The following is a 19,932-nucleotide window of genomic DNA, read 5'->3' on the forward strand; positions in this document are numbered from 1 at the left end:
AACGCGGGGGTGCCGGCAGCGACGGCCCGCATTCCATGGAGGACCTATTAGCTCCAGATGAGAGTGTCGCTGCTGACCGGCGCGATTGGTGAGCTGGGGGTGAGCCCGGTGACGTCGATGGTGTAGGCACCGGATGGCAAATTTTCGATGAGGGTGGTCGTCGTTGTGCCTTCGCGGGGTCTGGTGATTCGCGCATCGACCACTTTGTGGTTCTCGTCGGTCACGGTGATCCGGATGGCGTGGGCGTCGCCATCGGTGGTGGCGACGTGGATGGGAAGGGGTTCGCCGGCGAGGAGGAGGTCGGGAGTGCCGACGTGGAGCGCGGTGGTGCGCGGTGCGCGGATGGCGATGGGGCTCGCAGTGAGGATGCCGTGGATTTCGTCGAGGACGGCGGTGTTGCGATGCAGATTGCCGTGGTGGTCGGGGACGCGTCGTAGCAGCGGGCTGTTCATTGGCACGTCGGGTCTGCTGGCGGCGACGATCGGGACGGTGGCGTCGCCAAGGAGTTCGTCGGTGCGGTAGGTGTCCATGAGCTCGATGCGCGAGCCGCTCAGGCATGCGGTGGTGGCGGTTGGTTGGTGGATGCCGAGGATGGCGTGGGTGGTGGTGAGGCTGGCCGGGCGGCCGATCTCGGCTTCGGCGAGTTGGGTGTGGAAGCGCATCCCGTCGTTGATTTTGGCTGTGGCCAGTTCTGGTAGGGCAGTCTCGGTGGTCTTGGTGAGGCCGTTGGGGTGTTCGAGGCAGGCGTATTCGGGCAGCAGTTGATACATAGACGGCATGCTGCGGATGAGGTCGGTAAGGCTGACGCCGAATCGTCCGATGCCCTTGTGGCTGCCGTTGACGAGTTGGCCGAGGGCTTTGGCAGATCCCCGGTACGGCGTGCCGATGGTGATGAGCTTGTGAGTTGTTTCTGCGCCGCGGCAGTACTCGATGTACCAGCGGGCGATGAGACCGCCCATTGAGTGGCAGACGAAAGTCACCATGGCGTCGGCGTAGGCGCCACCTTGACCGCGCCAGCGTTGGAGTGCGGGTTCGATCAGATACGAGAGGCGTCGGCCGTTGTACCGATTGGACAGCCGCCAGTCGTACGCGATGGGTAGTAGGTTGCCGGGCGGGGCGTCGGGATGGTCCACGGATTCGCGGTAGCCGAGGGCGCGTAGCCGGGTCAGGAGCCGGTCGTATCCCTTGATCGGGGTCCAGATGCCGGGGAGCACGTGCAGGTCGGGCATCAGGCCAACCGGTTCAACGCCGTCGCCGGGGTGCTCGTCACCCAGGCCGTCGGGCAGCTGCAGGTCGCGGATACTGCGACCGAAGGTTCGGATCGCGTGGAGCGCGGAGCCGGCCGAGGGCGCCCAGACAAGCTTGCCGCGATGTCGCAGGGTGCTGCCGAGGATGCCTGGTAGCACGACGACGAAGTCCGTGGGGTTGGTCATCACGGAGCTCCTGGTTGCTCGTCCGGGATGGTGAGGACGCTGATGAGGTTCAGCGCGGCAGGATGGCGGCGGCCGATGGTCGCCAGTCGGTTGATCCAGGCGGCAGTCTGCTCCGGCGCGAGCCGGCGTGCTGTAGTCAGGACGTCCGTCGCCTCGTCCACGTCGTCAGCGAGAGCAGAGGCGACGGCAGTGTAGAAGTCGGCGGTGGCTGCCGCCACGTCTGTTTGCGCCGAGGTCCGGGCCAGAAATGCGGTGGCATCGAGGGCGGTCGGGTCCGGGCTTTCCGCGATCGCGGCCATGAGATCGGTGAACTTCTCCGGGTGGATCAGCGCATTGAGGGCCGGTTCGGCGGCGCCGACCTGGGCGAGAGCGAGGACCGCGTCGGCGCGATCTGCGGTACCGCTGGTGTCCCGCTGCGCGAGCGCTGCGAGGGCCTCGCGGGCGCTGTCGGTGAGCAGTTCCTCGTTGTGTTCCGTGAGCATGGTGGTTTGCGTGAGTGGATCGGCCGCGGCGAACTCGGCGGCGAGAATGGTCAGCAGTAGGGGGGCGTAGGCCGTGGCTACGCCGTTGGTACGGGCGATGTTGCGTAGCGTGAGGTACCGCTGTGCTGCCTGGTCGTTGACTGTAAGGAGAGCATCGGTGACGGCACTGTCGGCGGCGGGAGCGAGCAGTTCGGGATGAGCCGCGAGAAAATCGCGTTCATACTGGTAGTCCGCTGTACTGATCCATTGCTGAGCGGTGACGAGGAGATCCGGGTCGAGCGTCAGCCACTCCGGGAGGTCTCCGACGGAGGCGATCCACGCACGATCGAAGCGATCAGGGTCGGGGCGACGGTGTCGCCTTGCCTGATCATGCAGAGCACCGAGCAGTGCCCGATCGGCTGGCGTCTGGCGCAGCGCCATCGCAAACCAGTCGAGGGCCCCGGAATCCCCCGCCTCAGCCGCAGCAATCCGGATAAATAGAAGATATGCAATATCCGGCGGAGGCGCGTCGGCCAAGACAGCCCGCCATATTGCCTCCTGCTCTGTCGGCCGCCCTGCCTCGCTGTAGCGGTTGCCGAGGTTGTTGAGCGCGCTGGCCAGGTCGGGGAGGAAGGCGGGGTTGGTGGCGGCGAGTTCTCGGTAGGTGGTGACGGCTTCCTCGGTGGGAGCGACCGCGTCGGGTCGTCGGCCGATCTCGCTGTAGCGGATGCCGAGGTTGTTGAGCGCGCCGGCGAGGTCGGGGAGGAAGGCGGGGTTGGTGGCGGCGAGTTCTCGGTAGGCGGTGACGGCTTCCTCGGTGGGAGCGACCGCGTCGGGTCGTCGGCCGACCTCGTTGTAGCGGTTTCCGAGGTTGTTGAGCGCGCCGGCGAGCGCGGGGAGGAAGGCGGGGTTGGTGGCGGCGAGTTCTCCGTAGGTGGTGACGGCTTCCTCGGTGGGAGCGACCGCGTCGGGTCGTCGACCGACCCCGCTGTAGCGGTTGCCGAGGTTGTTGAGCGCGGCGGCGAGGTCGGGGAGGAAGGCGGGGTTGGTGGCGGCGAGTTCTCGGTAGGTGGTGACGGCTTCCTCGGTGGGAGCGACCGCGTCGGGTCGTCGGCCGACCTCGTTGTAGCGGTTGCCGAGGTTGTTGAGCGCGGCGGCGAGGTCGGGGAGGAAGGCGGGGTTGGTGGCGGCGAGTTCCCGGCGCAGGGTGACGGCTTCCTCGGTGGGAGCGACCGCGTCGGATCGTCGACCGACCCCGCTGTAGCGGATGCCGAGGTTGTTGAGCGCGGCGGCGAGGTCGGGGAGGAAGGCGGGGTTGGTGGCGGCGAGTTCTCGGTAGGCGGTGACGGCTTCCTCGGTGGGAGCGACTGCGTCGGTTCGTCGACCGACCCCGTTGTAGCGGATGCCGAGGTTGTTGAGCGCGCCGGCGAGCGCGGGGAGGAAGGCGGGGTTGGTGGCGGCGAGTTCCCGGCGCAGGGTGACGGCTTCCTCGGTGGGAGCGACCGCGTCGGATCGTCGACCGACCCCGTTGTAGCGGATGCCGAGGTTGTTGAGCGCGGCGGCGAGGTCGGGGAGGAAGGCGGGGTTGGTGGCGGCGAGTTCTCGGTAGGCGGTGACGGCTTCCTCGGTGGGAGCGACTGCGTCGGTTCGTCGACCGACCTCGCCATAGGAGATGCCGAGGTTGTTCAGGGCGCCGGCGAGGTCGGGGAGGAAAGCAGGATTGGTGGCGACCAGTTTTCGGTAAACGGTGACGGCTTCCTCGGTGGGAGCGACTGCGGCGGGTCGTCGGCCGACTTCGCTGTAGCGGTTGCCGAGGTTGTTGAGCGCGGTGGCCAGGTCGGGGAGGAAGGCGGGGTTGGTGGCGGCGAGTTCTCGGTAGGCGGTGACGGCTTCCTCGGTGGGAGCGACTGCGGCGGGTCGTCGGCCGACTTCGCTGTAGTGGTTGCCGAGGTTGTTCAGCGTGGCGGCCAGCGCGGGGAGGAAGGCGGGATTGGTGGCGGCGAGTTTTCGGTAGGTGATGCCGGCTTCCTCGCTGGGAGCGACTGCGTCGGGTCGTCGACCGATCTCGCTGTAGCGGATGCCGAGGTTGTTGAGCGCGGCGGCGAGCTCGGGGAGGAAGGCGGGGTTGGTGGCGGCGAGTTCTCGGTAGGCGGTGACGGCTTCCTCGGTGGGAGCGACTGCGTCGGTTCGTCGACCGACCTCGCCGTAGCGGATGCCAAGGTTGTTCAGTGCGTCGGCCAGGTCGGGTATGAAGGCGGAGTTGGTGGCGACCAGTTCTCGGTAGACGGTGACGGCCTCTTCGGTAGGTTTCAGGGCTTCCTGTCGGTAGCCCCACCGACGAAAGCGTTCAGCTACGAGCAGCCCTGCCACTGCCACGTCGGGCTTGAGCGCCGGATCAGCCTCGGTGAGCAGACGAATCAGATGCAAGCCGTCCGGGCCAGCGTCGGCGGCGTGACGCCAGAAATATCGCCACAGGTATATCGGTCGGTCCGCGTTGACCCCGGCGTCGAGTCTCGCCCGGTACAGGGAAGCCAGAGCATCGGCGATCAAGTACGCGTCCGGATCGAATACCTGCTGGTGAGTGGCGCGGAAGGGCGAACGGAGATGGTCGGCCAAGCTTTGATGCGCCACTCGATAAACTGCGGCGCCGCCCTCACCGTCCTGCACGATGTACCGGCCGAGCTGGTCCAGCAGCCAACTGAGATCGTCTCGCCCGAACGGCCCCACCGGCTCTCTGCCGGCGTTGGCAATGGTTAGCCATTCGTCCTCTGGCAGACCGGCACCATAGCCCCGACTCAGCGCCGCAAGCAGATGCCGGGCCACCGCTACATGGTCACTCACTCCCGCCCTCTGTGGCCCCGGCGGTGCGCTGATCGTGGCCAGGTCACTGTCGAACGCCTGCTCGACCGAGACAGCCACTCGGCCCTGCCAATCCTCGGAACTGGTGTCGACCGGCGCAGCATTCAGCTGGTCGGCCACCAATCGCGCGAGTAGGAATGGCCGACCGGCCTGCCAATCCGCCGCTGCGACGCCCGCTCCAACATGCTCGGCGACCAACGCCGGATTCATGGCGGGATCCACCCCCGCCAGCCGGGCCGCGACGTAGTCGACAACATCGTGACGAGTACGCTCCTGCGCCTGCCCGGTGTCCAGATCAAGCCCTGGTCCGTCTGGATTCAGCGTGGACACCACGCTCGCCCCACCGCCCGGCCGGGGAAGATCGCGGGTGGACACCACCACCACCGCGAGTCGGGACAGGCGCAACACCAACTCCTCCGCCAGTGTGAACGATTCGCCACGTGACTCGTCCACGCCGTCCACCACCAGCACGGGTGGTGCGGTGCCTGCCTCTACTGCCCGCTGCACCTGGCCGACCAGCTCTGGGGCGTTGCGCCGGGTTGCTTGCGGCGGGAGCACGCCAGACCTGACCAACTGCCCGGCGATCAGCTCCGCTGCCTGGTCCACACTGAGACCACGAGCGTGAACGTGCGCGTGTATCGACCGTTCGCCAGGATCGTCGTGCTCCCACGGCCGGCCCTCGGTCAGCAGGCGGGCGCGCTCGTGTGGATTCGACAGGCTGACGACCCGGCCCGTGATGGCGGATTTACCGGTCCCCGCTGAGCCCGTCACCACGTAAACGCCCGGCTTGCCGGCCCGAACCCACGTGACGACCTGGTTCACCTCGGTCGTGCGGCCAGTGAACCAGGACCGCTCATCCTCTCGCGCGCCGCCACGGGCTGCCCGCAACAGGTGCTCCACCACCTGCTCCGGTGCGCCCGGGTCGAACAGCGGGTTAGGGAACATCCACCAAGCGCTGCCGCGGCCTTGAAACTGCGGCGTCTGCCGTGGGCCAGGCCACTCTTTGATCACCGCATCGCAGAGGTCGTCGCCACGGATCGACTGGTTGTGCACCGACCAGCGCAGCCGCAGCATCGCCGACTCCGGTCCGTGTGCCAGCAACGAACGCAGGAGCTCACCCAGCAGACCGTCCTGCGCGGTTTCGACAGCCATGCAGGATGTCAGCACTCCTACCCACAAATGCTCGCCGTCGACTGGAAGTTGCTGCATCACCTCGGCCGCCACCGCAACTGCCGGTAACCCTTCACCGGAAAAGCAGGCGTCCAGGATCAGCAGCAGCTGACTCGAACCGGACGATGCGCAGTACGCGGCCACGTCCATGGCACCGATCCCCGCCGCCGGTCCACTCCCACTGTCACTGGCCAGCAACCTCAGCCCAGTGGGGGAACCGATCCCGTGCCCGGCCCAGAGCAGCACCAGCGGCCCGTCTGAATGTTCGCCCGCGAGCCCACGAAGCCGGTCTCGCGCGGTGTTCTCGCCCGGGTCGGCCAATAATGCACTGACGAAGTCCGCTCCCAGCAACTCTGCGAAGGCCGTAGCGTCCGGCACCGCATGGCGCAGGGGCTCGTGTCGATCCTGTTCATATTTACTTACAGCGATGCCAATGAATCGTCCCATCCGATCGACGCTCCTCTCCGACAACGCGTGATGAGCGCGCCTGACCGTACACACAGCCGGCCAGATCACGTGACAGGTACCCGACAGCGGTAAGCCGGGACGCGAGGTCGCGCGGGCTGTGCCTCAAGGCCTCGCGGTAGACGTTGCGGCGGCGAGTGAACCGTCTTCGAGCCCAGATATCGGTGCGCGAGAATCGACAGATGGAAGATCTCCTGAGATTCCTTCATGACCGGTATGAGGCGGACTGCCACTCGTACGTCGACGTGTTTCACCGCTTCGGGGGCGACGCGCTCCTCGACAGCCAACTACCGGTGCTCGACCTGGTCGACATGCTGGCGCGGGAGTACGAGGCAATGGACCCCGATGACGAGCGCTTCGCTGGTCTCACGTACGCGCTCCGAGTGCTCGTGCAGTCGTACAACGAGCACCCCGACTATCGCAAGGAGTGGCGTCCCTAGCTGCCCAGCAGGCGCCCGCGAGCGGTCAGCGGTTGAGGTAGGCGGTCAGGCCGCCGAGTTCCTCGCTGGCGATGAACACCGACCGTACGTTGAGGATGGCCTCCTCGACGTGGGCCGGGCAGCCCCACGCTGCGTCACCCCACGAATCGGCGATCTTGATCTCGGCTCGCGCGGTGCACCCGGCGGCGCCGCCGAGCTGGCAGTGCTCGGGGTGCGGCGTGGCGGCCTGCGCGGCTGCGGCGGCACGCATCTGGGTGGCGAGTTCGGCGGCGACGGCGGCGCGCTGCTCAGCCTCGGCGCGCAGTTCGCGCTCCACGCGCAGCACCTTGGCCAGCTCGTCATTGGCCGACTTGGCGCGTGCCTCGGCGGCGAGTTTCGCCTGCTCGATGTGGTGGCGTTCGATGGCCAGGGCTGCCGTGCCGGCGAAGAGTCGGGTGAGGGCGAGGTCGGTGTCCTGCGGGACGCGCGGGGTGCGGTGATACATCGCGAAGGTGCCCAACAGGCCGCCGTCGCGGGCCAGGATCGGCGTGGACCAGCAGGCCGCCAGGCCGGCCTGGTCGGCCAGATCCCGGAAGTCGTCCCAGAACGGATCGGTGGCGATGTCGGTGACGATGACTGGTTCCCGCCGGTGGGCGGCGGTGCCGCACGAGCCGACACCTTCGCCGGTCGCGATGCCGTCGATGGCCTGGTTGTAGAAGTCGGGCAGGCTCGGCGCGGCGCCGTGGCGCAGGTGCCGGGCGTCGGGGTCGGCGAGCAGGACGGAGACGAGCACCTCCTGCGGTGCGAGGTTCTCGATACAGCGGGCCATCCCGTCGAGCACCTCGGTCAGGGGTGCCTGGCGGGCGATCTGCTCCAGCAGGGCACGGTGTTCGGCCATCAGCCGTTGGGCATGCTTGACCTGCGTGGTCTCCACGCCGAGCACACGGATCCCGGTCACGTTGCCGTCGGCGTCTCGACGCGGCTCGTAGGTGAAGTCGAAGAACGCCTCCCGCGCCTGCGGGCCGCCGCCCAGCACGACCCGGACGTCACGGCCGGTGTACGGCTCACCCGTGCGGAAGACCTGGTCCAGGAGAGCGATGAATCCCTGACCGGCCAGTTCGGGCATCAGCTCGGCGATCGCCACCCCGACACGGGCCCGCTCTTCGCCGATGGTGGCGAGGAACGCCGGGTTCGCCGTCTCCACCAGGTGCGACGGCCCCGCCAGAGACGCGAAGACGGCGATGGACTGCCCGAACAACGCCCGCAGGTCCTCCTCCGCTGCTTGCTCGGCAGCCGCCGGACCCGCAGCAGCAGTAGACCGTTGGCCTGGTACTGCGGTCATGGTGTGGGTTCGCCTCTCGTCTGCGGATACGGGCAACGACCGACGGTGCCACCCGTCGGTGCGGGTGACCCCGGTGCGGCGGGAGTTGGCTGAGGCCGCCGCCGGTGCAGCGTACCCATGTGCCCGACATTCAGGTCGTACCCACCAACCACGCACCGCAACCCGTCGCCCGACCAGCACGTCGCCAGGTAAATCCTGGGGTTCAGATCCGCTGCTCCCACCAAGGGTCGCTGGGATCGGCCCAGGGATTGGCCAGGGTTCGACTGAGGAACAGCTCATCGGCCGCACCGACGGCCCGCCGCAGCTCCCGCGCCGTTTTTCCAGTCAGCGATCGCAGGGCGATGTCCAGCACCTTGCGATAGTCCGAGGTGCAACTGCAGGGGCACCCGCCAAAATCGTCCAGCAGGTCACGGGCAGGGCCTCGCGCCTTGTCGGTCCAAGCCCGAAGTGCGCGGCCGATCTCACCGGGATACAAGCGGTTGTGGCGCTCCAGCCGAACGAAGTCGGCGACGGCCTTGCCGGAAATGCCGTGAAAGTGTGCACGGGATTCGTGCACCTGTCGACGACTGGCTTTGGCGGCGCGTAGCGCCCCAGGTCGCCTACGCGGCACGGCCCCTTCGCTGTGCGGTCATGTCGGGAAGTATGCCAGAGGGGACGACGATGGTCCGAGGCCTGGCGACGGATGAGATCGGCCGTCTCCTCAACCCTGAAGCGCCGAAGTCAGCAGTGCGCACGTTGCGTCGTCGAAGGCGACCAGGCGAACACGCTCAACCTTTGTCGGCGTTGCTCTGATGGTCGAGATTGCGATCTTCGCTGCCTGGTCGGCGGGGAATCCGTATACGCCGGTGGCGATGGCGGGGAAGGCGACGCTGCGAGCGCCAATCTCGTCGGCAACCGCAAGGCTGCGCCGATAGCACGACGCCAGGACGTCAGCCTCGCCGTAGCTGCCACCTTCCCAGACCGGGCCGACTGTGTGAATGACATGACGTATTGGTGGGTCCAGGTCAAAAGCTGGCGTGGCAACCGCATCGCCGGGATCACACGGAGCCAGCGCTGCCCCCGCCTGGGCCAGACGCGGCCCCGCCGCACTGTGAATCGCCCCGTCGACACCGCCGCCACCTAACAGCGACTCGTTCGCCGCGGTCACGACGGCGTCGACGTCCTCACTGGTGATGTCGCCACGAACAACTTCGACCACGGGCATGGCTCGATGATGCCACCAACCGGTCAGCCCCACCCGTCGTCCCGGCACAGCGCGACGGAGCCGACCGTGCTGTGCGGTTCTCGGAAGTCAGATCAGGGCTGCGGCGAGGGCGCGGAACGCGTCGGCGGGGAACGCCGTGTCGTCGCCGCCGTTGAGCACCTGGATCGCCACCTCGTCCGCGCCGGCCTGGTAGTGCTTCTCCAGCCCCGCCACCACCGTCTCGACGGTGCCCCAGGGGATCAGGGCGTCGACGAGACGGTCACTGCCGCCGTCGGCGAAGTCCTCGTCGGTCCACCCGAACCGCCGCAGGTTGTTGGTGTAGTTCGGCAGTGCGAGGTACCCGCTCGTGTACTGGCGGGCGGTGGCGCGCGCGGTGGTGGCGTCCGGGTCGAGGACCACCGCGACCTCGGGGGCGAGCAGCCGGTCGGGTCCGATTGCCGCCCGGGCTTCGGCGGTGTGCTCGGCGGGGACGAAGTACGGGTGCGCCCCGGTCGAGCGGTCGCGGGAGAGTTCGAGCATCCGCGGGCCCAGTGCGGCCAGGATGCGCCGCTCGGGCGAAAGCCCGGCCGCGTCGAGGCCGTCGAGGTACTGCACCATCCTTGAGTACGGCTTGCGATAGTCGGTGCCGCCACTTTCCACCACCACCGCGTGGCTGGCGCCGAGACCGAGTAGGAACCGGCCGGGATGCGCCTGCTCCGCGTCCTTGGCGAACGCCGCCGCCTCGGGTGGCGACGAGTGCCAGATGCTCACGATCCCGGTCGCGACCCCGATGCGCGTGGTCCCGTCCAGGATCTCCCGGAAGCGGGGGGCGACGTTCTCGCCGAAACCACCGGAGAACCAGATTCGTGAGTAGCCGAGATCCTCCAACTCGGTCGCGGCGTCGATGGCCGCGCCCTGACTCTCGCTAGCAAGGAAGAACGGTTGCCACACGCTGACGAGTCGTTGTGCCATACCGCAACCCTACGACCCGTGGGGTCAGGCGTTGCGGCGAAGCAGGATGGTGACGGCCACCCAGACGACGACCAGGGCGAGGCCGAGCCACGGCTGCCCGAGCAGGGCGAGCAGGGCGCCGCCGAGCACGAACCAGCCGGCCTGGAATGTGCGCTTGGCCGGTGGGCGTAGCGGCACCCGGGCCCGTGGCGAACCGAGCGCACCCCAGAGCCCGGCAAGCAGCAGCGGCACGACGATGGCAGCGACCACTCGGACGACGATGGGCGCGTCCAGGGCCCAGCCCCAGCGTGCGCCGACTGCGAGCACGGCGAGCTCAAGAAGGAAGATCAGCAGAAGCCCAACCCCGCGGATCATGGTCGCCGCCCCAGCTTGGACCTCGTCGGTGATCTGTCCACCATGGCGCTCGACCTGGCTAGCCTTCATAGCCTTAAAGCTAAGCTACTTAGCTAGCGTCGTCAAACTGAACGGGGAGATCCACGCGGTGATGGTGTCCGACGCCGACGCCGACGCCGACTCGACGCCGCCGACGCGATGCTGGACCGCATGGCGGAACACGCCTGACGGGCTGGTCGGCGAAGACCGTCACGGTGCGAGGCCGGCCTGGATCGCCAGGATGGCGGCTCGTACGCGATCGCGGCTGCCGGTCTTGGCCAGCACGTTGGTGACGTGGGTCTTGACGGTGCTCATGGACAGGTAGAGGCGTTCGGCGATCTCGTTGTTGTTGAGTCCGGCGCCGATCAGAGCGAGCACGTCGGTCTCCCGAGCGGTCAGCTGGTAGGCCGCCAACTCCACGCGGGAGGCCGGCCCCGTCGCGCGGACCCGGTCGAGGACGGCGCCGGTGACCTCGGCGGAGAGGACCGCCTCGCCGGCCGCGACGGTGCGCACCGCGGCGATCAGGTCACGGGCGCTGGACCGCTTGAGCAGGAACCCTCGTGCACCGGCGGCGATGGCGTCCAGGACGTAGGCGTCGTCGTCGAAGGTGGTGACGACGATGACGGCCGGGGCGTGCGGGATCGTGGCCAGCTCTCGGGTGGCGTGCAGGCCGTCGAGCACCGGCATGCGGATGTCGACGAGGGCGACGTCGATGCGGGAGTCGCGACGCACGGCGTCGAGGAACTGCCGGCCGTCGGCTGCCTCGGCCGCGACCTGGATGTCGGGTTGAGATCGCAGTATCAGGCTGAAGCCGTCCCGGACCAGTTCCTGGTCGTCGGCGATCGCGACGCGGATCATTTGTTCGCCACCGGCAGGTCGGCCTGCACCACGGTGCCGCCGCCCGGGCGCTGGCTCAGCTCCCAGCTCCCGCCGCGCGCGGAAACGCGTTCCCCGATGCCGAGCAGGCCCGAGCCGCTCGTGGGTGCGCGGGGCGGGCCGACGCCGTCGTCGCTGATCCGCAGGCGGGCGTGGTCGCCGACGCGGACCAACTCGACCCAGGCCGCCGTGGCTTTGGCGTGGCGGGCGATGTTGGTGAGGGCCTCCTGGGCGATGCGGTAGGCGGTCAACACGCCGACCTCGTCCAGGCCCGGCTCGGGGTCCACTTGGACCCGCACCGTCACGCCCTGCTGGCGCAGCGGCTGGGCGAGCAGCTCGTCGATGTCGGACAGGCGCGGCGGCGCGCTCACCGCGATCGACGCGTCCGGATCGCGCAGGTGCACGACGAGCGTGTCCAGCTCGCTCAGCGCGGTGCGGCCACTGCCCGCGATCGCCCGCAGCGCCGCGCCCGGGTCGTCACTGAGCTGGCCCGCCTCGGCCTGCACCACCATCGCGGTGACGTGGTGGCCGACCACGTCATGCAGCTCGCGGGCCAGGTTGGTGCGCTGTTCGAGCCAGGCGGCCTGGCCGCGCAGGTCGTCCGTCTCCCGGGTCAGGGCGTTGCCGCGTGACCACGATCGCAACAGGATCGCGAGGAGGTAGCCGGCCGTCACGAAGAAGAACGGCTGTTCGTACACCCCTCGCTCGTTGACCAGCGCGGTGGTGAGGGCGCCGGCCGCGCCGATCAAGCCACCCACCCATCCCAGCCACGGGTGTCGGGCCGGGTCTTCGCAGACCGAGACGAACACCAGACCGGCGGCCGCGAGGCCCAACTGCACCGACTCCCCGGTGCTCACGATCGCCACGAATCCCGCGCAGACCGCGAAGACCAGGGTTCGGTAGCGGGGGCGCAGCGCCGTGGCCCCGAGGCCGACCGGCAGCACCAGCCACGCCCAGCCCGCCGGCACGGACACGCCGTCCTCGACGGTGGTGACCACGGCGGCGATGATCAAACCAACCGCACCGTACGCGAGCCGGCGCACTCGTTCGGGGTCGCGCAACCGTTCGCGGATTCCAGTCATCACCTGCACAGTCTCCGTGACCAGCCGGAAGACCGGCCAGTACCCAGGTACCGGATCGGCCGGCACCCCGGTACCGCCCTCGGAACCAGATCGGCACCGCGGCACGTTCCGCGAAAACGCTCACCGGACGACTCTGCGGGGGTGACTCTCGTTGACTCCCGCGCCGCCACCACCATCGGCCCGCTTCGTACGGTTCCCAACTACATCACCGCCGCTCGCACGGTCGCCGCTGTCACGGTCGGTATCGTCGCCCTCGTCTCCGGGTCGGTGGCATTGATGGCGGTATCGTACGGTATCTACTGGCTCGGTGACGTACTCGACGGCTGGGCCGCCCGCCGGCTCGGACAGGAAACCCGGGCCGGGGCCGTCTTCGACATCGTGAGCGACCGCGCGTGCACCGCCGTACTCTGCGTGGGCCTGGTCTCCCTCGTGCCGGACGTCGCGGTCGTGGCAGTGGTCTTCCTGCTCTCGTTCCTGGTGCTGGACACCATGCTGTCGCTGGCGTTCCTGTGCTGGCCGGTGCTGAGCCCCAACTACTTCCACCTGGTCGACCGGCGGGTGTGGGCGTTGAACTGGTCGCCCCTGGCCAAGATCGCCAACACCGCCGGTGTCATCGGTGCGATCGCGTTCGGGCAGTACCTGCTCGCGCTGGCCGTCGCCTTCGCCGTCGTCGCGGTCAAGCTGTGGTCGGTCGCCGCTGTGGTCCGGCTGCTCGAACGGGACGGTCGGGCATGAGCAGCCTCGCCGAGGCTGTGGTGGCGCTCGGCTACGGTGTCGCCTCGGCGCTCGTCCCGATCGTCAACGCCGAGGCCTACGCCGTGGTCGCCGGGCATCGCGGCGGCCACGCTCTCGTCGCCGTCGTGGTCGCCCTGGCACTCGGGCAGACCGCCGGCAAGCTGCTGCTGTTCGAGTCGGCGCGTCGCGGATCGGGGCGACTGGCCCGGAAGGTCGCGAAACGGGGAAAGTCAGGTCGCGCGGCGGCTCGGGCCGCACGGTGGACCGAGCCGATCCGACGCTGGCTCTCCCGCCGCCGCACCGCCCTACCGACAGTGCTGGCCTCCGCCGCGGTCGGGGTTCCACCGTTGGCTGTCGTCAGTCTCGCCGCCGGCACCGCAGGCCTTCGACGCTGGGAGTTCGCCGTCGCCTGCCTGTCCGGGCGGGTGATCCGTTTCGCCCTCCTCGTCCTGCCGGCGGTGCTGGCCTGACCACGGCTCCCGGTCAGAGGAGCCGGCCGTCGTGGGCGAGCAGGGCGATCTGGGTACGGTTGTCGAGATCCAGCTTGGTCAGGATGTGTGAGACGTGGGCCTTCACCGTCGTCACGCTCATCAGCAACTCGCTGGCGATCTCGGCGTTGGAGCGCCCCTGCGCGATGGCCAGCACGACGTCGCGTTCCCGGGGTGTGAGCAGGGCCAGCCGCTCGTGCGCCTGCTCGTAGGACTCGGCCCCCGACGCGACCCGCTGCATGAGGCGGCGCGTCACGCCCGGAGACAGCATCGGGTTGCCGGCCGCGACCGCGCGGACCGCCTGGCTGATCTGCTCGGGCGGGGTGTCCTTGAGCAGGAAGCCGTTCGCGCCGGCTCGGAGCGCTCGCACCACGTGCTCGTCGGTGTCGAACGTGGTGAGCACGATGATCTCGGGTGGCCGGTGGCGGCGGCGCAGGCGCTCGGTGGCGGTGATGCCGTTGACGCCGGGCATCCTGATGTCCATCAGCACCACGTCGGGCAGGTGCCGGTCCACCGCCGTGATCGCGGTGGCGCCGTCGGCGGCCTCGCCCACCACGACGATCCCGTCGGCGCCGTCGAGCATCAGCGTGAGCATTCCCCGTACGAGGGGATCGTCGTCCACGATGACGACCCGGATCGGACCCGTCACGTCGGCCACGGCAGCCACGCGGTGAGGTGGAACCGACCCGCGGCGTCGACGTGGTGGGCGACCCGACCGCCGGTGAGCGCAGCCCGTTCGGCGAGGCCGATCAGGCCGGTGCCGGCGTTACCGGTGGCACCACTGTCGGGCGTGGTCGGGTTGCTCACCGCGATGCTCAGGCCGGAGCCGGGCGCGCCGCCGAGCACCAGCCGGACCGGCTGGCCGGTGGCGTGTTTGCGGGCGTTGGTCAGTGCCTCCTGCGCGATCCGGTACGCGGTGCGGCCAACCGTCGGGGGAATCTCGACCGGCGGGCCGAGCGGGTCGTCGACCTCGATCTGTTGCCCGGCGGCCCGCGCCTCGTCGACCAGGCGCGGCAGGTCGGCGAGGGTCTGCCCGGGTGGTGCGTCGCTCGGCGACTCGGCGTCGTCGCTGCGCAGCAGGGTGATGACCTCGCGCAGTTCGTCGAGGGCGTGGTGCGCGCTGGCCCGGATGACCCCGGCGGCGGCGCTGAGCCGCTCGGGTGGCGCGTCCGGCCGGTACTCCATCGCGCCGGCGGCCGCCGCCAGCAGAGACAGCCGGTGGGCCAGCACGTCGTGCATCTCCCGCGCGATCCGGCTGCGCTCCGCCGCCCGCGCCTCGTCGACCCGTCGTTCCTGCTCCTGCTCGGCCCGCCAGGCCCGGTCCCGTAGCGCCACCAGCAGGGCGCTTCGGGCCTGCGCCCAGGTGCCCCAGCCGAGCAGGGCCGCGTAGGCGATCGTCATCAGCACCAGCCGCCACCCGTACGGCAGGCTGGGCACCGGCCGCCAGAACGCCTGCACCGCCTCGCCCGCCACGCCGACCACCGCCACCGCCGCCGCTTGCCGAAACGGCCGGTTGCGGGCGATGAACAGCACCGCGAAGCTGGCCACCGGTGTGGCCACCGGAGACAGCGCGACGAGTACGCCCGCCAGCACGCCACCGATCTGCGGGCGGCGGACGACCACTGGAACGAGGGCCAGGGCCGCCACCGCCAGCGCGACGTCGACGCCGACCAGGCCGGCGGAGCTGGACCGGGTGGCGGACCACAGCATGGTCGCGACGAGGACGCCGATCGCCACGGTCGTCACGACCACCGGGACGGAACGCCACGTCCGCAGCGGCTTGACCTCGCACGTCGCCGCATCCACACCGCGCAGGCTACTGGGCTCGCGGCGGGCCGGACCACCTCCTTTGGTAGTACGCCGAGCCGCCGGCGGGCGTACCCGCCGCGGCGTCTGGGCCGACGCGTCCGGCCCGGCCCGGTCCACAGACTCAGACCATGACGAACAACCTTCTCCTGGGACGGGCCGCGGTGACGGCCGGCGCGATCGTGGTGGCGGTGGCCGAGTTCGCGCTCCTGCACTCGGCGGCCGGCGTCGACCTGGCGGTCAGGTCCGCGAACTCGACCCGGCAGGTCACGGTGGCGGCGGTCGTCGTGGCCACCGCGGTCGCGGCACTGGCCGGCTGGGCGCTGCTCGCGGTGCTCGAACGCCGCACCAACCGCTCCCGCGTCTGGTGGACCTCGATCGCGGTCGCCGTCCTGCTGCTGTCGCTCGTGGTCGGGCCGCCGAGTGGCGTCGGCGGGGGAGCGAAGGCGACCCTCGCGCTGCTGCACCTGAGCGTCGGCGTCATCCTCATCCTCGGCCTGCCCCGGTCGCGCCCGGAGCGGGCGAGCCGATGACCACGCTGACCGTCCGCAAGCAGGACGGGGCATTCGTCCTCGACTTCGGGGCGCGCGCCTCGCTGCGTACCGGCTGGACCTGGCGGTGCGGCGAGATCCGCACCGGCACCGGCCGCTGGACGGTCGCACCGACCGACCGCCGACGCATCGGGTTCACCGCCCGGACCGAGCACGGCGTGCCGGTGCGGCTCGACCCGGGCCGGTCGCACGTGCCGGGGCCCGGCGGGGTGGCCCGCTGGGCGCCCGGTCGCTGCGGCGGTGAGCTGGTACGCGACGGGCACCGCCTCGCGGTGCGCCTCGCCGGCCGGCGCGGCGGGCCGATCCGTGTCGACGTCACCGGCGAGTGGGCCGAGCTGGAGTTGGTGGTGCTCACCGCCTGTTTCGCGCTGATGAGTCAGCGGCGGCGACGCACCCTGATCGTGATGGCGGTCGTCAGCGCGGCGAGTGGGTGACCGCCGGCCCGACGGTGAGGGCGCGTGCTCACCGGCCGCGTAGACGCGGGTGATGCGGTGCAGGACGCGCGCTGCGACAACCCTCCCGGCTCGTCGGGCGTGGCCAGGGCGAGACGCGCGAAGCGCGGGAACATGCTCGCGGCGATGGCGACCGGACCGATGGTGAGAATGGCCGCGAGCACGTGGATCGACAGCAGGAAGGCACTCACGCGCTGGTCCGTTCGCCGGTCACCCGCGTCCGCGCCGGCCGCCAGGTGGTCCCGCGTCGCTCGTACTCGAACAGTTCCTCCACGGCGTGCGCCGTCTGCGAGTCGAAGTCGCGTTCGAGCAGGTAGAGGGCTACGTCGAGACCCGACGTGACACCGCCGCCACTGATGAGGTCGCCGTCGTCCACCACGCGGGCGCGGACGGCGTTCACCCCGGTCGCCCTGAGCAGGTCGATGCCGAGCCCGTGCGTGGTCGCGGTGCGGCCCTCCAGGAGACCGGCCATCGCGAGGGCGAGTGATCCGCCGCAGAACGCCGCGACGGTGATGTCCGGGTTGTCGAGCGCGCGACGGATGAGGGGCATCGCGTCGCTCGACGCGAAACGGCCCAGGAGTACGGGGATGGTGTCGTCGCCGGCGTCCGGGTCTCCGTCGACGGGGCCTACCGCGCCCGGGACAACCACGTAACCGGGTGCGTCCGGGTCGAGCGTGCCGGTTGCGGTGAGGGCGATCTGAGGATTGCCGGATCGCACGACGCGGGGACCGCTCGCGCAGACGAGTTCCACCGCGAGCGTGCCGCCGAGGAGCTGGCTTCCGGCGGTCAGCACCTCGAACGGGGCGATGACGTCGAGGGGATCGAACCCGTCGAAGAGTACGAACTGGGCGTGGAGTCGAGGCATGAGTGATCTCTTCCGGTGGAGGTGTCCTCCCATGTTCGCGCCACACCAGATGAAATCGCGATGGCAATCAAGACATCCTTCGCCTGTATCTGGCCAGGCGCTCATTGCCTTATTCTGCTGGGATGTACACGGTAGTGGTGCTCGCGCTCCCGGATGCGATTGCCTTCGATATGGCCACCGCCATTGAAACCTTCGGGCGCGTTCGCCTACCTGACGGCCGCCCGGGATACCGGCTCGTCGTCGCCGGCCACGAGCCGTCCGTCCAGGCCGGTCCGCTGCGCCTGGCCATCGACGAGGACCTGGACGCGATCGAGCGGGCCGACCTCGTCGTGGTGCCGGGCAGGAACGACCCGTTGCAGCCCTCGCCGCCCGCCGTTCTCGCTGCACTGCGGGACGCAGCGGAACGCGGAACGCGGATCGCCTCCATCTGCGTCGGCGCGTTCACAGTGGCCGAGGCGGGCCTGCTCGACGGGCGGGACGCGACCACACACTGGCTCGCCGCGGACGAGCTCGCCCGACGGCATCCCGCCATCCGAATGAACCCCGACGTGCTCTACACCGACAACGGGAGCATCCTGACGTCCGCCGGAGCGGCCTCCGGTCTCGACCTGTGCCTGCACATCGTCCAGCGCGACTACGGAATGGCCGTCGCGGCGGACGCCGCCCGCCTCGCCGTCGCGCCGCTGCACCGCCCGGGCGGGCAGGCGCAGTACATCGTTCGAAACCGTGCGACCTACCGGACGTCGACTCTGGAACGGGCGCTCACGTGGATCGAGGCGAACGCGTACCGTGACCTCACCCTCGCGGACATCGCCGCCGCAGCCGACATGAGCGTCCGTAGGCTGACGCGTCGGTTCAACGACGAGACAGGGCAGAGCCCCATGCAGTGGGTGTCGGGGGTACGCATCCGTCACGCGCAGGACCTGCTCGAGACGACCGACCACACCGTCGACCGGATCGCTGCCCAGACCGGGTTCCCCACGACGAGCAACTTCCGATCTCAGTTCACACAACTCCTCGGCGTCACGCCCGGCGCGTACCGGAAGGTCTTCCGACCGCAGGCGAGTCAGACCGGCGCGTAGCCGGGGGACTGGTGGAGGGAGGGGCGACGGTCGGCTCCGGCGCGACGACGCGGTCGCGACGCGCGTCCACGGCGAGCAGCGTGAGCGCGGCCAGCATCAGCAGCCCGCCCGCGAGCGCCAGCGGGCGTGCCCCCGAGGTGGGCAGGAGGGCTCCGCCGAGCAGTGATCCGCCGGCGATGCCGGCGTTGAAGGCGGTGCTGACCCCGGCCGACGCGATGTCGGTGCTGCCGGGGGCCAAGTGCAGCATCCGGTTCTGCACCGCGGAGCCGAACGCCGCGTACGCGAGGCCGATCCCGGCGAGAAGCGCGACCACACCCGGCTTGAGCGCGCCGAGCGCGTACAACCCGAGCAGCGAGGCCGTGCCGATGCTCAGCGGCGTCAGCAGCGAAGCGATCGGTCGGGTGTCCAGAGTCCGGGCCGCGACCAGGGTCCCGACGACGCCGGCCGCGCCGGAGACGAACAGCAGCGGCGCCAGCACCGCGTCGGCGAAGCCGCTGACGTCGAGCAGGAACGGTGTCACGTAGGTCTGAAGGGTCATGAAGCCGCCGATGCCGAGGGCGGTGGCGATCAGCAGGACGGCGAAGCGCCGCCCGTCCGGTGCGGTGCCCCGGGCGGCGCCGCCCGCGGCCGGGGGATAGGAGGGCAGAAGGAGCAGCACCGCGGCGGCAATCGCCACACCGATTCCGGCCAGTACCGCGAACGCCGCGCGCCAGCCGGCTTGCTGCCCGAGCCAGGTGCCGAGGGGTACGCCGAGCACCGGGGCGAGCGTCGCCCCGGTCGCGAACAGCGCCACCGCCCGGCCGCGCACCGCGATGGGGAACGGCCCGATCACGGTCGCCGTGGCGACGGACCAGAACAGCGCCTGGGCGAGGGCGGTCACCAGGCGGGAGCCGGCCAGCACGGCGTACGTCTGCGCGAGCGCGGCGGCGGCGTTCGCGGCGGCGAACAGGAGCATCGTGACGCCGAGCAGGTGCCGCCGGGGGATCCGCTGGGTCAGTCGGGTCAGCGGCACGGACGCCAGCACCACCACCACGGCGTACCCACTGACCAGCAGGCCCACCTGTGAGCGGGACCGGTCCAGATCGGGTGCGATGCGGGTCAGCAGACCGACGGGCAGCAGCTCGGTCGTGATGAACGCGAACGCGGCGAGAGAGAGCGTGACGAGCACGGCCCTGGCCCTTCGCGGCGACACCTCCGGTGCCATGGCCCACCCCCATTCCAGGGGGTCACCGTAATCGAGGGGCCGACCCTCGCGCCGCGCGCGGGTCTCGGCTGCCGTGGACCTGGTCGGCCGGCCGGGCCGGTCGCCGCGGTCGGCA

The 19,932-nt window shown here is 70.0% G+C and carries 19 protein-coding genes; 6 read left to right on the plus strand and 13 right to left on the minus strand.

Annotated elements, in window-relative coordinates; all coding sequences use genetic code 11:
- Positions 1-47: 47 nt before the first annotated feature.
- Together ACQRWP_RS03595 and ACQRWP_RS03600 are read right to left on the minus strand one after the other, a co-directional pair.
- On the minus strand, positions 48-1,433 hold the full coding sequence (locus tag ACQRWP_RS03595; RefSeq protein ID WP_430500772.1) for an esterase/lipase family protein: 1,386 nt from the start codon (positions 1,431-1,433) through the stop codon (positions 48-50).
- On the minus strand, positions 1,433-6,370 hold the full coding sequence (locus ACQRWP_RS03600) for a tetratricopeptide repeat protein (RefSeq protein WP_430500773.1): 4,938 nt from the start codon (positions 6,368-6,370) through the stop codon (positions 1,433-1,435). Before ACQRWP_RS03600 ends, ACQRWP_RS03595 begins: the two co-directional genes overlap by 1 nt.
- A gap of 200 nt (positions 6,371-6,570) precedes the next feature.
- On the opposite strand from ACQRWP_RS03600, the gene ACQRWP_RS03605 reads away from it, so the two are divergent.
- A complete protein-coding gene (locus tag ACQRWP_RS03605; protein WP_430500774.1) occupies positions 6,571-6,828 on the plus strand; it encodes a DUF6221 family protein in 258 nt (85 codons plus the stop codon).
- A gap of 25 nt (positions 6,829-6,853) precedes the next feature.
- Here the strand turns inward: ACQRWP_RS03605 and ACQRWP_RS03610 are convergent, their stop codons facing one another.
- The 7 genes from ACQRWP_RS03610 to ACQRWP_RS03640 form a co-directional block, all read right to left on the minus strand.
- Positions 6,854-8,149, minus strand: a complete 1,296-nt coding sequence (locus ACQRWP_RS03610; protein ID WP_430500775.1) for a GAF domain-containing protein — start codon at positions 8,147-8,149, stop codon at positions 6,854-6,856.
- 202 nt (positions 8,150-8,351) lie between these two features.
- Entirely contained in the window at positions 8,352-8,705 is a 354-nt protein-coding gene (locus ACQRWP_RS03615; RefSeq protein ID WP_430500776.1) for a hypothetical protein, read from the minus strand.
- Positions 8,706-8,849: 144 nt separating this feature from the next.
- Entirely contained in the window at positions 8,850-9,353 is a 504-nt protein-coding gene (locus tag ACQRWP_RS03620; RefSeq protein WP_430500777.1) for an O-acetyl-ADP-ribose deacetylase, read from the minus strand.
- Between the two features lie 87 nt (positions 9,354-9,440).
- Positions 9,441-10,304: an LLM class F420-dependent oxidoreductase gene (locus ACQRWP_RS03625; protein WP_430500778.1), complete on the minus strand. Its 864-nt coding sequence runs from the start codon at positions 10,302-10,304 to the stop codon at positions 9,441-9,443.
- A 24-nt stretch (positions 10,305-10,328) separates the two neighbouring features.
- The gene (locus ACQRWP_RS03630; protein ID WP_430500779.1) at positions 10,329-10,727 is read right to left on the minus strand and encodes a DUF2568 domain-containing protein; all 399 of its coding nucleotides are present in this window, start codon (positions 10,725-10,727) and stop codon (positions 10,329-10,331) included.
- Positions 10,728-10,886: 159 nt separating this feature from the next.
- Positions 10,887-11,534 (minus strand): response regulator, encoded by a 648-nt coding sequence (locus ACQRWP_RS03635; protein WP_430500780.1) that lies wholly within the window; start codon positions 11,532-11,534, stop codon positions 10,887-10,889.
- On the minus strand, positions 11,531-12,634 hold the full coding sequence (locus ACQRWP_RS03640) for a sensor histidine kinase (RefSeq protein ID WP_430503401.1): 1,104 nt from the start codon (positions 12,632-12,634) through the stop codon (positions 11,531-11,533). The genes ACQRWP_RS03635 and ACQRWP_RS03640 overlap by 4 nt, the downstream gene beginning before the upstream one ends.
- 141 nt (positions 12,635-12,775) lie before the next feature.
- Here ACQRWP_RS03640 and ACQRWP_RS03645 point away from each other — a divergent pair, with 141 nt between their 5' ends.
- Positions 12,776-13,369 (plus strand): CDP-alcohol phosphatidyltransferase family protein, encoded by a 594-nt coding sequence (locus ACQRWP_RS03645; RefSeq protein ID WP_430500781.1) that lies wholly within the window; start codon positions 12,776-12,778, stop codon positions 13,367-13,369.
- Positions 13,366-13,839 (plus strand): hypothetical protein, encoded by a 474-nt coding sequence (locus ACQRWP_RS03650; RefSeq protein WP_430500782.1) that lies wholly within the window; start codon positions 13,366-13,368, stop codon positions 13,837-13,839. Before ACQRWP_RS03645 ends, ACQRWP_RS03650 begins: the two co-directional genes overlap by 4 nt.
- Before the next feature lie 13 nt (positions 13,840-13,852).
- Here the strand turns inward: ACQRWP_RS03650 and ACQRWP_RS03655 are convergent, their stop codons facing one another.
- Both ACQRWP_RS03655 and ACQRWP_RS03660 read right to left on the minus strand, forming a co-directional pair.
- Positions 13,853-14,515 (minus strand): response regulator, encoded by a 663-nt coding sequence (locus ACQRWP_RS03655; protein ID WP_430500783.1) that lies wholly within the window; start codon positions 14,513-14,515, stop codon positions 13,853-13,855.
- The gene (locus ACQRWP_RS03660) at positions 14,503-15,663 is read right to left on the minus strand and encodes a sensor histidine kinase (RefSeq protein ID WP_430500784.1); all 1,161 of its coding nucleotides are present in this window, start codon (positions 15,661-15,663) and stop codon (positions 14,503-14,505) included. The genes ACQRWP_RS03655 and ACQRWP_RS03660 overlap by 13 nt, the downstream gene beginning before the upstream one ends.
- Before the next feature lie 131 nt (positions 15,664-15,794).
- On the opposite strand from ACQRWP_RS03660, the gene ACQRWP_RS03665 reads away from it, so the two are divergent.
- Positions 15,795-16,196 carry a DUF6069 family protein gene (locus ACQRWP_RS03665; protein WP_430500785.1) on the plus strand — a complete coding sequence of 134 codons (402 nt, stop codon included), beginning with the start codon at positions 15,795-15,797 and terminating at the stop codon, positions 16,194-16,196.
- Complete coding sequence (locus ACQRWP_RS03670) at positions 16,193-16,648, plus strand: hypothetical protein (protein WP_430500786.1); 456 nt, start codon at positions 16,193-16,195, stop codon at positions 16,646-16,648. Before ACQRWP_RS03665 ends, ACQRWP_RS03670 begins: the two co-directional genes overlap by 4 nt.
- Positions 16,649-16,853: 205 nt before the next feature.
- On the opposite strand, the gene ACQRWP_RS03675 is transcribed toward ACQRWP_RS03670, so the two are convergent.
- On the minus strand, positions 16,854-17,531 hold the full coding sequence (locus ACQRWP_RS03675) for a DJ-1/PfpI family protein (protein WP_430500787.1): 678 nt from the start codon (positions 17,529-17,531) through the stop codon (positions 16,854-16,856).
- Positions 17,532-17,653: 122 nt separating this feature from the next.
- Between ACQRWP_RS03675 and ACQRWP_RS03680 the strand changes: the two genes are divergently transcribed.
- Positions 17,654-18,613 (plus strand): GlxA family transcriptional regulator, encoded by a 960-nt coding sequence (locus ACQRWP_RS03680; RefSeq protein ID WP_430500788.1) that lies wholly within the window; start codon positions 17,654-17,656, stop codon positions 18,611-18,613.
- Here ACQRWP_RS03680 and ACQRWP_RS03685 read toward each other — a convergent pair.
- The gene (locus ACQRWP_RS03685) at positions 18,555-19,817 is read right to left on the minus strand and encodes an MFS transporter (protein ID WP_430500789.1); all 1,263 of its coding nucleotides are present in this window, start codon (positions 19,815-19,817) and stop codon (positions 18,555-18,557) included. The two genes, ACQRWP_RS03680 and ACQRWP_RS03685, sit on opposite strands and share 59 nt — an antisense overlap.
- Between the last annotated feature and the right edge of the window lie 115 nt (positions 19,818-19,932).

Origin of the sequence: Micromonospora trifolii (assembly GCF_050516465.1) — a bacterium.
GTDB lineage: Bacteria > Actinomycetota > Actinomycetes > Mycobacteriales > Micromonosporaceae > Micromonospora > Micromonospora trifolii.